Annotated in this window: 12 protein-coding genes and 1 tRNA gene; 1 reads left to right on the forward strand and 12 read right to left on the reverse strand. The window is 37.9% G+C overall.

What is annotated here, in order from left to right; genetic code table 11:
• Positions 1-14 precede the first annotated feature (14 nt).
• Positions 15-395 (reverse strand): hypothetical protein, encoded by a 381-nt coding sequence (locus tag AC1M9K_RS02750; RefSeq protein ID WP_180027580.1) that lies wholly within the window; start codon positions 393-395, stop codon positions 15-17.
• A gap of 203 nt (positions 396-598) precedes the next feature.
• Here AC1M9K_RS02750 and AC1M9K_RS02755 point away from each other — a divergent pair, with 203 nt between their 5' ends.
• The gene (locus tag AC1M9K_RS02755; RefSeq protein ID WP_035265864.1) at positions 599-1,156 is read left to right on the forward strand and encodes a cytochrome b; all 558 of its coding nucleotides are present in this window, start codon (positions 599-601) and stop codon (positions 1,154-1,156) included.
• Between the two features lie 12 nt (positions 1,157-1,168).
• Here the strand turns inward: AC1M9K_RS02755 and AC1M9K_RS02760 are convergent, their stop codons facing one another.
• The 11 genes from AC1M9K_RS02760 to AC1M9K_RS02810 form a co-directional block, all read right to left on the reverse strand.
• Positions 1,169-1,531 (reverse strand): hypothetical protein, encoded by a 363-nt coding sequence (locus AC1M9K_RS02760; RefSeq protein ID WP_481588436.1) that lies wholly within the window; start codon positions 1,529-1,531, stop codon positions 1,169-1,171.
• A gap of 92 nt (positions 1,532-1,623) precedes the next feature.
• Entirely contained in the window at positions 1,624-2,622 is a 999-nt protein-coding gene (locus tag AC1M9K_RS02765) for an adenosine deaminase (RefSeq protein ID WP_481588437.1), read from the reverse strand.
• Between the two features lie 73 nt (positions 2,623-2,695).
• Positions 2,696-4,015, reverse strand: a complete 1,320-nt coding sequence (locus tag AC1M9K_RS02770) for an NCS2 family permease (protein ID WP_035265860.1) — start codon at positions 4,013-4,015, stop codon at positions 2,696-2,698.
• A gap of 452 nt (positions 4,016-4,467) precedes the next feature.
• The gene (locus AC1M9K_RS02775; RefSeq protein WP_092766106.1) at positions 4,468-4,584 is read right to left on the reverse strand and encodes a hypothetical protein; all 117 of its coding nucleotides are present in this window, start codon (positions 4,582-4,584) and stop codon (positions 4,468-4,470) included.
• A gap of 235 nt (positions 4,585-4,819) precedes the next feature.
• Positions 4,820-7,024 carry an OsmC domain/YcaO domain-containing protein gene (locus AC1M9K_RS02780; RefSeq protein WP_092766263.1) on the reverse strand — a complete coding sequence of 735 codons (2,205 nt, stop codon included), beginning with the start codon at positions 7,022-7,024 and terminating at the stop codon, positions 4,820-4,822.
• A gap of 234 nt (positions 7,025-7,258) precedes the next feature.
• Positions 7,259-9,490, reverse strand: a complete 2,232-nt coding sequence (locus AC1M9K_RS02785; RefSeq protein ID WP_481588438.1) for an NADP-dependent isocitrate dehydrogenase — start codon at positions 9,488-9,490, stop codon at positions 7,259-7,261.
• Positions 9,491-10,056: 566 nt separating this feature from the next.
• A tRNA-Val gene (locus AC1M9K_RS02790) sits at positions 10,057-10,133 on the reverse strand.
• Positions 10,134-10,159: 26 nt separating this feature from the next.
• Positions 10,160-12,172, reverse strand: a complete 2,013-nt coding sequence (locus AC1M9K_RS02795; RefSeq protein ID WP_481588439.1) for a transglutaminase TgpA family protein — start codon at positions 12,170-12,172, stop codon at positions 10,160-10,162.
• 29 nt (positions 12,173-12,201) lie between these two features.
• Positions 12,202-13,107 carry a DUF58 domain-containing protein gene (locus AC1M9K_RS02800; RefSeq protein ID WP_481588440.1) on the reverse strand — a complete coding sequence of 302 codons (906 nt, stop codon included), beginning with the start codon at positions 13,105-13,107 and terminating at the stop codon, positions 12,202-12,204.
• A 10-nt stretch (positions 13,108-13,117) separates the two neighbouring features.
• A complete protein-coding gene (locus AC1M9K_RS02805) occupies positions 13,118-14,077 on the reverse strand; it encodes an AAA family ATPase (RefSeq protein ID WP_092766261.1) in 960 nt (319 codons plus the stop codon).
• Positions 14,078-14,175: 98 nt separating this feature from the next.
• The gene (locus tag AC1M9K_RS02810) at positions 14,176-15,192 is read right to left on the reverse strand and encodes a 2-dehydropantoate 2-reductase (RefSeq protein WP_481588441.1); all 1,017 of its coding nucleotides are present in this window, start codon (positions 15,190-15,192) and stop codon (positions 14,176-14,178) included.
• Between the last annotated feature and the right edge of the window lie 104 nt (positions 15,193-15,296).

Raw genomic sequence — 15,296 nt, forward strand, 5'->3', positions numbered from 1 at the left:
ATGTATCTTTGAAATTAACGTACAGCTTCAGCTACACATTCATTAATAGTTTTAGTCACGATATTGCTGACGATTGTTGCACGTGCTGTTGGATCAATCGCTGCTGTAGCCAAATCAACCGTAGTTACGCTTTGAGGAGCTTTTTCACTTACACATCCACAAATCTCACCTTGGATATTTTCTTTCTGCTCTGCAGTCATTAATTTCGTTGCAGTTTTCCAAGCAGAAATATTGTTCAATTCAGTTGTGCATTTTGCATTGATCGCAATTTTAAGTGCAGCCGAACCTAACTGTTGAGTGGTATTTGCGGCAGGTGATGATGTCCCTGTTGTACCTGTAGCACAAGCTCCGAGCACTAATGTCATTGGTGCAAGTAAAGCGATTAATTTTTTCACAGTATTGTCCTTATGATCTTACGAATTGAGCTATTTTGCCTAATGTAACATCATGAAGAAATAGATTTTTTGTATTTCCCGACTATATGTTCAGTTATAAGTCGCATTCCGTTGCATATTTTCAACACTGTGTCCCATTTCAATACTTATAAATAATTTATGCTTAAATTATTATGTGCGAAATTCAATCATAAGTTTATATCATGAATAATAAATCCAAATATTACACACGTACAGCTCAAGTCTTGCATTGGGTCATGGCGATTATTTTTATCACGGCGTGGGCGATCGGCTTTTATAGCGGCAATTTTTTAAGTTATGAAGTAGATGGTAGCTTCAAAGGTGACGTCATCACGCTTCACAAAAATATTGCAACCACCATTATTTTTCTGGTCGTGGTTCGTATCTTTTGGCGCTACACTCATCCTGCACCCGAGTTACCAGAGACAATGTCTCCCCTCATGAAAAGACTCGCACATTTAGGGCATCTTGGACTTTATTTTATGCTTCTGGCTTTACCAATTACGGGTTGCTTATGGAGTTGGAGTCTCGGCTACCCTGCACCAGTATTATTCTTATTTGATCTACCTGCTTTAATAGGTGAGAATCCTCAAGTAACTGAAATTGTAAAACCACTTCATATTTGGATTTCTTGGGCTGCAGGTTTACTTTTACTCGGACATATTGCTGCGGCATTAAAGCATCACTTTATAGATAAAGATCATGTCTTAGACAGCATGACCAAACAACCTAAAGATTGATTGAGTACGGCTCTAAATTTCTGAGTTAGATTTAGAGCTAATTACACATGCTTTTAGGCTATTCAACATGGCTTTTCGAATGACTTCTTGCTTGATATCTTCGTTAACTGTTGCTTTGGCAAGTTCCTGAGCCGGAATATCTTTTAAAGCATGATTTGATACACAATCACAGGTTTCTAATTTTAATTTCTTTTTGTTTTCTTCATTCATTAAATATGTCGTTATTTTCCATATTTTCGAATGATCGACTTCACGCTCGCATTGATACTGGATGACAGGCTGTAATACACGCTGTGTCAAAGTCATATTTGCATTCGCGATAACTACAGGCAACGTTAGCAGACTCAGGCAAAGCACAGATTTCAATTTCAACATCACATTCGGCTCTATTGTTTAAAGCATCTTAAACCAAAGGTGGGATTTTGACCCCCACCTTTCAGTATGTTACATAAACAAGTTTAACTGTTTTAAATCGTGAGAATTTTATCTTTCCACTTTTGTTTTTGCTCATCGGAAATAAACGATGCTTCAAATGAATTTATAGCGAGTTGCTTTAATTCATGATTTGTTAAATCCAAGGCCTCAGCGATCGCAATAAAGTTGTCATTCATGTAGCCACCAAAATATGATGGATCATCAGAATTTACTGTAACATGCACACCCTGCTGTAACAAACGGCGAATATTGTGATCTGCCATATCATCTACAACACAAAGCTTTAAATTTGATAATGGACAAACCGTTAAAGGCATTTTTTCAGCAATCAAACGCGCCAACAACTTTGGATCTTCTTCAGAACGTACACCATGATCAATACGATTCACTTTGAGTAAATCCAAAGCTTCCCAGACATATTCTGCTGGACCTTCTTCACCTGCATGTGCAACCACCAAGAATCCTTCATCACGTGCTTTTGCAAATACCCTTTCAAATTTAGAAGGTGGATGCCCAACTTCACTTGAATCCAACCCTACCCCAATAATTTGGTCTTTGTAAGGTAAAGCTTGTTCAAGTGTTTCAAATGCTGCCTCTTCACTCAAATGACGTAAGAAACACATAATCAAATGCGTTGTGATGCCTAATTTTACCTCAGCATCGTGGCAAGCTCGTTTTAAGCCTTTAATTACCGTTTCAAATGACACACCACGATCCGTATGGGTTTGCGGATCAAAAAACATTTCAGTATGAACCACTCGATCTTCTGCACATTTTTCAAAATATGCCCATGCAAGATCATAAAAATCTTGCTCATTGATCAATACATTCGCACCTGCATAGTAAATATCTAGAAATGATTGCAGATTGTGAAAATTATAAGCCTGTTTGACTTCTTCAACTGATTGATATGGGATTGCAATTTCATTGCGCTGAGCAATGGCAAACATCAACTCAGGTTCAAATGTCCCTTCAATATGGACATGAAGCTCAGCTTTAGGTAAAGCTTTAATTAACTCAACACGGTTCATTGCTACTCCTCATGAAACCAAAAAATAAAAAGGGTGCAAACTGAGTTTACACCCTTTTAAAAACTGTTAAAAATTAGCCGCCAAACATTGCAAATTTTAGCGCCCATAATACTGCGATAATCCATACCATATATGGTACTGTAGATGCTTTACCTGTAAGTAACTTCACCAATGCATAACTAATAAAGCCCATGGCAATACCATCAGCGATTGAGTAAGTGAACGGCATAAACACGATCGTTAAGAAAGCAGGAACCGCTTCAGTAATATCATCCCAATCAATATGCGTAATACCCTGAATCATCAATACCCCTACAAAGAGTAAGGCTGGTGCAGTTGCAAACCCAGGAACAGATTGAGCTAACGGTGCTAAGAACAAACAAGCAATAAAAAGTAAGCCAACTATTACCGCTGTAAGACCTGTACGCCCCCCTGCTGCTACACCCGCAGAAGACTCAATATATGGTGTCGTTGATGATGTACCTAATGCAGCACCAGCAACAATCGCTGAAGAGTCCGCAAACAGAGCTTTCTTTAAGCGTGGCAATTTACCATCTTTGAGTAAACCAGCACGATGTGAAACACCAACCAGCGTTCCTGTTGAATCAAATAGATCAACTAAGAAGAACACAAAAATTACACCGATTAAACTTGCGGTAAATAAGCCTTCAAAATCCATTTGCATGAATGTTGGTGCAATTGAAGGAATTTGACCAACCACACCTTTAAATTCACTCAATCCTAGGAATGTTGAGATTGCAGTCAACACTAAAATACTAATGATAATCGCACCACGTATTTTAAAGTGATGCATAACAACAACCATCAAAAAACCGAATAAGGCTAAGAGAACGGTTGGTTGTTTTAAATCACCTAAACCCACTAGAGTCGCAGGATTATCCACAATGATGCCAGCATTTTTCAAAGCGATTAATGCTAGGAATAAACCAATACCACCACCAATAGCCAATTTTAAAGACATTGGAATGGCATTCACGATAGCTTCACGAATTTTAAACATACTGATCGCGATGAAGACCAGACCAGACACAAATACCGCAGCTAAAGCGGTTTGCCAAGGCACACCCATTCCTAAACATACCGAATAGGTGAAATATGCATTTAAGCCCATACCCGGAGCCAATGCGATTGGGTAATTGGCAATAATACCCATGACAAAACAACCAATTGCTGCTGCCAAACATGTCGCAACAAATACCGCACCATGATCCATTCCTGTTTCAGACAGAATCATTGGATTGACAATGATGATGTAGCACATTGTCAGGAATGTCGTCATCCCTGCAATCATTTCAGTTCGAAAAGTTGTTTTGTTTTCGCTTAGTTTAAATAAGCGTTCAAGCAAACCCGCTGAAGAATTTGGATTTGTCATTGTCGAGCCCCTGCTTAAGATCGAGCGAGTCGTAAAAATTATTTAGATCATTTATTCAATGATTCATTGGCAAATGTAGCTCAGATGACGCATTCAATAAACGTACCAAAATGACATTTCCGATAAATTGAAGCACAATTAAAAAAGCTGCAATAAAGCAGCTTTGATATGATGATCTATCAATTGAACAGTCGCTAGACAATTCGATCTATCGGGATATATTTTTAATTATAACATAGACTGAATTTGAAGGGCTGAATACACAGTCATAGGTTATAAAACGCTAAAATTTAATCTTTATTTAAATCACGTTAAAAAATATAAATTTAAATATACCCTTTAAAAAAATCACTGATGATTTTTAGATCATTTAATTTTAAATGGTAGAGTAAATTAAGCTTGCTAACAGTGAATACTTTCTAAATTTGCACTCTTACCGATCAATATGAACATTATTTCATTTGGAGGTATTCCCAAATTAGGTAACCTAATCCAAAGCCCAAACAGGAATACGCAGTAATAATAAAGAAAACGAAACTTGCTTTATTCTTTTTTTTCAAGAAATTCATAATGCTCGCCTTAAGTTAACTCGTCATGCACTATGATAATACATTTAGCTAATAATACCAGTGAAATAGAATTATTTCCCTTAAATATCAATAAATTACTATTTTTAATAAATACTATCAGTACTTTTCATAACCACTTCATTTTATGATAAAAAATTGAGTACCCCAACTAGATGCATCGATTTGCTGATCTTTAAAAGAAAAAGGCCACTCTTCATAGTGGCCTTTCATTCGATTAGTTTTGTTGAGAAACAAAACGTGCTCTGGCAGCATGAAGCTTCTTATAGCTCTCAATAAGTTTTAAATGACGATCGAGACCTTCAAGTTGCATATTGGTTGGCGTCAATCCATAAAAACGCACATCACCTTCGATTGAGCCTATTGCAGCATCAACTCTCTCATCACCGAACATACGTCTAAAATTCGGTTCATAGTCTTCAATTTCCATTTCTTCATCTAACAACACTTCTAATACAACATCCATGCATTGATAGAATAAGCCTCGTTCTACAGTATTGGTGTTGTATTGTAAGAACTGTTCTACTTGGTCTTTCGCTTCTTCGAAATTTTCCAAAGCTAAGTTAATTAATAGTTTTAATTCAAGAATAGTTAACTGACCCCACACCGTATTATCGTCAAATTCAACACCAATCAAGGTAATAATATCGGTATAGTCATCCACTTCAACTTCTTCAAGTTTCTCTAGCAAAGCTTCGAGCTGTTCATTATCTAAACGATGTAAGTTAAGAATATCTTCTCTAAAGGCTAAAGCTTTATTGGTATTGTCCCAAACCAGATCTTCAACCAAATACACCTCAGAATATCCTGGCACCAGAATTCGGCATGCAGTTGCACCTAAATGTTGGTATACAGCCATGTAAACTTCTTTACCCATCTCTTTTAGGATATTGAACATCTTTTCAGCTTCTTCAGCGTTTGTATTTTCACCTTGACTGGTGAAATCCCACTCTACGAAATCATAATCAGATTTCGAACTGAAGAATCTCCAAGACACAACACCCGATGAATCAATAAAGTGTTCCACAAAGTTATTTGGTTCTGTCAGTGCATGGCTATTGAAAGTAGGACGTGGTAAGTCATTTAAACCTTCAAAACTACGACCTTGTAAAAGTTCGGTAAGGCTGCGTTCTAATGCAACTTCAAAGTTTGGATGAGCCCCGAATGATGCAAAAACGCCACCCGTTCTTGGATTCATTAATGTCACGCACATGACTGGGAATTTCCCACCTAATGAAGCATCTTTGACCAGCACTGGAAAACCTTGCTCCTCAAGTCCCTTAATACCCTCAACTATTTTTGGGTACTTTGCTAGAACATGTTCAGGTACATCTGGCAGGGTAATTTCACCCTCTAAAATTTCGCGCTTAACCGCACGCTCAAATATTTCAGATAAACATTGTACTTGTGCTTCAGCCAAGGTATTTCCTGCGCTCATACCATTTGACAGATACAAATTTTCGATCAAATTTGAAGGGAAATATACAATCTCACCGTCTGACTGGCGCACAAATGGTAATGAACAGATACCTCTCTCAATATTGCCAGAATTGGTGTCGTACAGATGTGTGCCTAATAACTCATCTTCAGGATCGTAAATTTCAAGTGTATATTCATCTAAAATTTCTGATGGCAATTCACCATTTGGACCTGGTTGGAACCACTTTTCATCTGGGTAATGCACAAATTCAGCATTTGCGATTTCTTCACCCCAAAATTGGTCGTTATAGAAGAAATTACAATTCAAACGTTCAATAAACTCGCCTAATGCAGATGCTAAGGCACTCTCTTTCGTTGAACCTTTACCATTGGTAAAACACATTGGCGCTTGTGCATCGCGAATATGTAAAGACCATACGTTTGGCACTATATTCCGCCAAGACGCAATTTCAATCTTCATCCCTAAGCCCGCCAAAATTGCAGACATGTTGGCAATCGTTTCTTCAAGCGGCAAATCTTTGCCCGGAATAACAGTCACATTTTCCTTGGCAATATTTGGCATAAGTAAAGCTTGAGCATCCGCATCAATGCTTTCAACTTCCTCAATAACAAATTCAGGACCTGTTTGAATCACTTTTTTTACAGTGCAACGGTCGATTGAACGTAAAATACCTTGTCGATCCTTCTCAGAGATATCTGAGGGTAATTCGACTTGAATTTTAAAAATTTGTTTATAACGGTTTTCTGGATCAACAATATTATTTTGGGATAATCGAATATTTTCTGTAGGAATATCTCGTGCAGCACAATACACCTTTACAAAATAAGCTGCACATAATGCTGAAGACGCAAGAAAATAGTCAAATGGGCCTGGCGCAGATCCATCACCTTTATAACGAATAGGTTGATCGGCAATAACCGTGAAATCGTCGAACTTTGCTTCCTGTCGAAGATTGTCGAGATAATTGACTTTGATTTCCATGCGGGCACCTACAGAACTTATCCAAACAGCTAGATAAGTTAAAAATAAATTAAAACGCATTGTAATCAGAAATGCTTGCAAATTGAATGAAAGTTTTTTAAATCCTCCCCTTAAGCTCTCTCTAATTGGGCGTTATCAGTGTTTTATTTACAAAAATTTTAATAAAAAAAGCTGGTACCGAAGTACCAGCTTTTTTAATCCGCCAAACTGAAATTCAGTTCAAATTAAGTGTTATTAGATGCTTGCAATAGCAGCATTTAAAGTTGCACTTGGACGCATAACTGCATTTACTTTCTCTTGATCGATTGCGTAGTAACCACCGATATCAACAGATTTACCTTGAACTTCTGCAAGTTCAGCAACGATCTTCTCTTCATTTTCAGCTAAAGTCTTCGCTAAAGTAGAGAATGTCGCTTTTAATTCAGCATCTTCGTCTTGAGCTGCTAATTCTTCAGCCCAGAACTTCGCTAAATAGAAATGGCTACCACGGTTGTCTAACTCACCTGTACGACGTGATGGAGATTTGTCGTTGTCAAGTAATTTACCAGTTGCAGCATCCAATGTTTTCGCAAGAAGTTTAGCTTTAGGGTTGTTTTCTTTAATACCAAGCTCTTCAAGTGAAACAGCGAGTGCAAGGAACTCACCTAAAGAATCCCAACGTAAGTGGTTTTCTTCAACAAGTTGTTGTACGTGTTTAGGTGCTGAACCACCTGCACCAGTTTCGTACATACCACCACCCGCCATTAAAGGCACGATAGACAGCATTTTCGCAGAAGTACCAAGCTCCATAATTGGGAACAAGTCAGTGAGGTAGTCACGTAGAATGTTACCCGTTACAGAGATTGTATCTAGACCACGAGCAACACGTTCAAGCGTATAACGCATTGCACGTACTTGAGACATGATTTGGATGTCTAGACCATCTGTATCGTGATCTTTTAAGTATTTTTGAACTTTCTTGATCAATTCGTTTTCGTGTGGACGGTATGGGTCTAACCAGAAGATTGCTGGCATACCAGAGTTACGTGCACGTGTTACAGCTAGTTTTACCCAGTCGCGGATCGGTGCATCTTTCACCTGACACATACGCCAGATATCACCTTCTTCCACGTTTTGAGACATTAAAACTTCGCCAGTTTCGATATCTGTGATGTTAGCTACACCAGCTTTCGCGATTTCGAATGTTTTGTCGTGTGAACCGTATTCTTCAGCTTTTTGAGCCATTAGACCAACGTTAGGTACAGTACCCATTGTGCGTGGGTCGAAGTTACCATTCCACTTACAGAAGTTGATCATTTCTTGGTAAATACGCGCAAATGTAGATTCAGGCATTACTGCTTTACAGTCGTAAGGCTTACCGTCAGCACCCCACATTTTACCACCACCACGGATCATTGCAGGCATAGAAGCATCTACGATCACGTCGTTTGGAGAATGGAAATTAGTGATACCTTTTGCTGAATCCACCATTGCTAAAGCAGGACGGTGTTCTTGACATGCGTGTAGATCTTCGATGATCTCTTCACGTAAAGAAGTCGGTAAAGTTTCGATCTTCTCGTAAAGACCAGCCATACCGTTGTTTACGTTAATACCTAGTTCGTCGAACAGTTTACCGTGTTTTTCGAACGCTTCTTTGTAATAAATCTTCACACAGTGACCAAATACGATCGGGTGTGAAACTTTCATCATGGTTGCTTTAACGTGTAAAGAGAACAAGATGCCCGCTTCTTTACAATCATCTAATTCTTTTTCATAGAAGTCACAAAGCGCTTTCTTGCTCATGAACATTGAATCGATGATTTCACCGTCTTGCAGTGCAACTTTGTCTTTAAGAACGATAGTTTCACCAGAATTCGTGATCAATTCCATTTTCACATTGCGAGGACGATCTAAAGTCATAGACTTTTCGCCGTGATAGAAGTCACCTTCATCCATGTGAGAAACGTGAGTTTGTGACCACTGTTTCCACTCACCCATAGAATGTGGGTGTTTTTTCGCATAGTTTTTAACAGCAGCAGGCGCACGACGGTCAGAGTTCCCTTCACGCAATACAGGGTTTACTGCTGAACCTAAGCATTTACCAAAACGTGCTTTGAGTGCTTTTTCTTCTTCAGTCGTAGGATTCTCAGGATAATCTGGAATTGCATAGCCTTTTGATTGAAGCTCTTTGATACATGCAGTCAACTGAGCTACAGATGCACTGATGTTTGGAAGTTTGATGATGTTTGTGTCTGGATCTTGTGTAAGACGACCTAATTCTGCAAGATTGTCTGATACTTTCTGCTCTTCGCTAAGGTATTCAGAGAATTCAGCGAGCACGCGTGCTGCAACTGAGATGTCAGTTTTTACAATCTCAACACCAGCAGGCTTAGTAAAGGTCTCAATGATCGGCAGTAGTGAGTAAGTCGCCAGTAATGGCGCCTCGTCGGTCAGTGTGTAGATGATAGTTGACTTTCCACCAGCCATATATAGCCCCTTGCTTTGGATTGAGTTACAGAGCACCGAACTTTTGGTCCAGTCTCTTAGAACCGATTTGCTTAAATTAAAACGTTGAGAGTATCGTTCTTCGTCGCATTTCAGTCAATGAAATAAGCTTTTAGTACGCTATTTTGATGAAATAACATACAAAATAGTATCCATCTTTAGTTTGATAATACTGTATGAATTTCATTACTTCTGAATGAAAAGTGAAGAACTGGTAATGAACGTTGATCTCAACTTCCCTGTAATATGAACATTATACGTGTCTCATATTTAAACAGGATGGCAAAAGCGTACATTTCGGGCGTTATTGTAAGTGTTAATGTACGGGTATATTAATAAATTACGGAAATACCCAATATTTAGATTAAAGCATTTTGGGTATTTATACTTAAAATATATAATTTAATATCAAATTTAGAGATTTTTTAAACGCAATTTTTCTTGATAGAGCAAGTGATAACGAATACTTTACTTTTAAAAAAAGAAGTAATGTCTTGATTACGAAAAAAGGGCTTAAGTAAAATACTTAAGCCCTTTTTTTTAAATCGTGGTAGGTATATCCAGACTCGAACTGGAGACCTCTACGATGTCAACGTAGCGCTCTAACCAACTGAGCTATACACCTAGAATGCTTCGCATCTTATGCAAAAATCACTTGGCTGACAAGCCTTTTTCATATTTAACCAAAAGATATGAACAAGTTTTAATCATTGACTTAAAATTTGCGAACTCTTGTTTAGAAATACTCGATTGTGAATAACTTAAGTGCTCGTACAGAATAATAATTTCGAGGAAAACAGCTCTATCATTTTGACTTAAAGGGGATGAAATTCTTTCCAACCATTGTCGAACCGTTTCGTAAGAATAACGGCGATTGTGAAGTCCTAATTTTCTATTAACAACATGAAGTACCCAATCGATTTGTGAATAATGTTTTCTTTTTTTCCTCAACATCCATAGTGCATAACATCCTAATATGATCAGTGAGCCTGCAAGGATAATCACAAACACTGAAGCAACTGAATGAATTCCAAATTTTGTCATCCAACTCTGCTGTTGATCAGCGTTATATCCAACAACTTTACTTTGCCATTGATAACTTGCGTAATCACTCCATACGCGAATTTTTGTCAAAAAAGGATATTTTGTAACTGACCAATTTTTATTCTCAAAGTAAAGTGTTTGATTATTTTGAATTAAACTTTGCATTCCCTGGTCAATACGCTCTGGAGCAATCATTGCAGTGGGATCAATCCTCTGCCATTGACCTCCAAAATATACTTCAGTCCAAGCATGTGCATCTAACTGCCTCACTTCCCAACTTTTTTGGTCTGGCGCAAATTGACCTCCTTGATAACCTGTTACGACTCGGGCAGGAATACCGACATAACGCATCATCATGACAAAACTAGAAGCAAAATGCTCACAAAATCCTTGTTGTGAATTAAACATAAATGCATCTATCCGATCACCACTCAAAACACCGGGAGATAAAGAATACTGAAAGCTATTTTGCTTAAACCAGTCTAAAACTTGCTGGATATAACGCTCTGGCTGCTCTCCACTTTTAATAAATAAGTCCCATGCTAAACTTTGACTTTTGATATCGCGCTGACGGAGATACTGGGTGTAATACTGAATTTGAAACTGACTAAGTTCATGATTTATTTTCGTCCCACGCCCTAACCAAACTAAGTTTATAGGTTGAGCCGTTTGAATAGGTCGTTGAGCTGAAATACCACCGTCATAACGGAGATAATAATTTCGTTGTTGAGGTACAGATTGCTCTAATCCCATGATCCATTCTACAGAAGGATCTTTAGCCAAATACTGATATTCAACTTTTTGATTTAAATTAGAAAGTTGATAAGAGTTTAACTCGTTTAACCCTCTATTAAATCCATGACTCGTCCATTTTTGACCATCATATTGATCTAAGACCAAAGCTCGCCAATACATTTCTGAACGCGTCGGTAATTTTGTGATATCACCAATAATACGAAATGCCAATTCATTTGACTGAGACAGCTCAGCAATGTCACCTGGGGACATAGAGTCACTGATTCCTGTCATTCCCTTATTTTGCTGAATCGGGAGATGCCAAAGCGGAGGTAATCTTGGGAAAAAAATAAAGAGTAGTATAAAAAAAGGAATTGCCAATCCGATGAATTTACCAACATGAATGACATCGTGCTTTAAGCCATTTTTAGTTTCTCGAGTGGACAGAAACTCCGCGGTTTGAATTCTATAGAGTCCTACAAAACAGCTCACTAAGCACAGCACCACTCCCAAAGCAACATACAACGTTTGACTATATAAAAACGTACTTGCCGCCACGAATAAGGCAAAATTAAAAACGATGATCAAATCACGTTTTTTTTGGGTTTCTAATGCTTTTGCAAATAGAAAAGTTGTCAGCGATGCTACCCCAGCCTCAACACCAACAAAGGTATGGTAATGCAGATAAATCGCGCCAAGTGCAATTGCTGTAAAACTAAATTTTATTGCTTTGGAGACATTTTTTTTACTTTTTTGAATATGCCATAAATATATAAGCTCAATACAGAGCACCAAAATTAAAGCATAAGGCAGATAAATAATCTGGATAAATAAAATGAGTGCCAAACTCAATAGCATGGATTGTGAAACTTTAGGATGTACCATATATCAAAACCTATTTTCTATTTCACACTTTATGCCTGAGCAAGCAGAATTTTAGCCTGCTTGATATGCTCAGCTCCAAATCCTTGATTCAATTCGGCATGAGGTAACACCAGCTTAAAAGGAATTTGTAATTGCTCACACTGCTCCACCACACCCATCATATATTTGAGCTTTTCTTCATGCTCGACTGACGGCATATGATGATAATGAATATCAACACATCGATCCTGTTGATGCTCTTCAAAAACTTTTATATACAAACCTTGTCCACGAGCAGCCTGCTTCCAAGATACACTTTGTAATGAGTCGCCGACCTGAAAACTTCTTAATTCTTTAAACTCATCTTTTTCCTGATCCAATACAAATGCATTTGAAAAGCTTGTATTCGGATTTATTTTGGCTTGTGGCGCAATCCATGCATGTCGTCCATGAAAGATATAAGTCCAAGCTCGAACAAGACCAAATGGATACACTGAAGCAATGTGTATATCGGGATAGTTATACTTTCCTCGTTGATCAACATGAATCGGTATAACACATTCAGACTGTTTTTGGTCAATGTGAATGTGCTGTGTCTCAGAATCGATGGAGATCGATAAATAACGTGAATATGAATAAGGTTGATTCAAGTAGATTTTAAATAAAATCGAGTGCCCTACCTGTCCGACTTCATCAGTAATGATGTCTATCTCAAGACCATGCAATTGTTTAAAGGTGATATAAAAACTAATGCATAGGATCGCACTAATTAAAAAGCAGAAACCTAATATCAAATTATTGGCATAGTTAATACCCGCAATAAATGTGATCAAAATCAACACAAGATATAAGAAACCTTGCTGATAAATAAAAATCAAAATATCGCGTTGACCAATTTTTTTAATCTGCTCAAACCGAAATCTTTTTTTTAACCATTGCTTCCAGATACTGGTCACCTGCATACCCTCAAATCAATTTAACCTGATTCATTAGGGAGACCGTCTCATCCTCACTCAAGTTTAATCGATGAGCGCATACTGCTGAAAATACAGCTTTTACATCATCAGGAATGACAAAGGCTCTGGCATGCACGATCGCTCTCGCTTGTGATGCTCGTTTTAAAGCCAATAATCCACGCGTCGATAAACCATGCGCACTTTTTCGTGTTACCGCAGCCAAATCCAATAAATAGTCTTGAATTGCATCACTTAAATGGACTTGATGAGTCAAGGATTGCAATCTTAGTATTTCAGTCTCATTAAATACATGGATCAACTGTGCGATTAATTTGGCACGTGATTCTTGTTGAAGAAGTATTTTTTCTGCATGGCGAGATGGATAGCCAAGAGATAACCGCATGAGGAATCTGTCTAACTGAGACTCTGGTAGTGCATAAGTCCCGCTTTGAAAGAGTGGATTCTGAGTTGCTATCACCCAAAAAGGCTGAGGTAAAGCATAACGCTGTCCATCAATCGTGGCGTAGCCCTCTTCCATCGCTTCTAGCAATGCACTCTGTGTCTTAGGACTACAGCGATTAATTTCATCTGCCAAAAGAACTTGGGTAAAGACAGGTCCGTACTTAAATTCAAACTGATGCTCTTTTTGATTAAAAACATTCACGCCAATTACATCACTGGCGAGCATATCATTGGTAAATTGGATTCTTTGAAATGATAAACCTGATAATGATGCCAAACTACTGGCCAATGTGGTCTTACCCAATCCAGGTAAGTCTTCAAATAAAATATGACCACCTGCAATTAAACTACATAAAGCCAATTCAGTTTGCGTATTTTTATCCAAAACAATTTGATTGATTTGTTCTAGAAATAATGAAATTTTGGGAGTAAATGATTGAATCTGAGATTCTAACTCAGGCTGTATAATATTTTTTGATTGAACACTCTGCTTCATTCCCCAAATCATCATTTACATTTCCAAAACTATATATTTCTACCATACAGGTTTTTTTTATTTTCTCAAATATTTCTAATAATCAGTGTATTAAAGAATCAGTATCAAACTTAATGCTGAATAAGCTTCAACTGTGTGAGCATCTCTTCAGGTCCAATTTGAAGGCTTGAATTATTGTTTTCCGCCAGCTTGATCTGTTCAATAAAATAGCTGTTGATCGGTGCATTCCCCCCGAGTGTATTAGCAAGTCTGACCACTTCACCATTAATCCAATCAACCTCCGTCGTGCGCCCTAAATTCAGATCATCCTGCATAGATGAACGAGCTAGTGGATCAATGGCTAACATTTTTCGACTGATCAACTTAAACAACCAGTTAGGAAGTTGAAGAATATGAGGAATGATGTTCGCTGGTACAGGCGTTAATTGTGCGGGTTGAATATTTGCCTGCTTTAAAATTCGAAGCGTCTCTAACTGTGCCTGAGCAAGGCACTTTCTATACATTCGATTAGTAAGTTGATTTCTTAAAGTTAGACCAGATAAAGCGTTAATCGAATTGTTCAAGTTGAATAAGACTTTAGCCCACTGTACCTCTAACATATCATCACGGAATTCAACTTGCAGTTTCGCCGCATCTAACACTATTTTTAGCTGATTACTTTCTACAAATTTTTTTATCATTAATGTTCCATCAGAACCTTGATGGAAATGAGACGGTTTGAGTTCTGCGACATTAAATGGAACCATTCCTTCCATAATCTCCCATTCTGGCAGCATTTTTTTTAACCGTGGAACATTACTCACCCCATTTTGAAAACTGATGAGACTCGGTTTATTGAGAGTGTCACAGCTTCGTATTTCAGATGCCACTTGCTCTGTCGCTGCTGATTTTACACAAATCATGACTAAGTCCGTGTCTAAGACTTCTGCTAGATTTGTTGTAAGTCTTAATTGATCTGGAGTGAGCTTATGATGGTAGCCGTTTAAATCACTGAGCTCCAATCCATTTTGGCTTAATTTTTGATAGCTTCTTTCCCTACAGTAAAATGTCACCTGATGGCCTGCTGCGACCATTCTTCCACCGATATAACAGCCAATCGATCCTGCACCATAAATTCCAATTTTCATGTTTTTATCCTTTGTTATTGATCAAGAGTATACGAGTTTCAGAACAATAAATTTGTCAGGTTTTATACAATTAAAACAAATAAAAAACGACACCTCAGTGCCGT

The sequence above is a fragment of the Acinetobacter sp. 24-47-67 genome, from assembly GCF_056779735.1.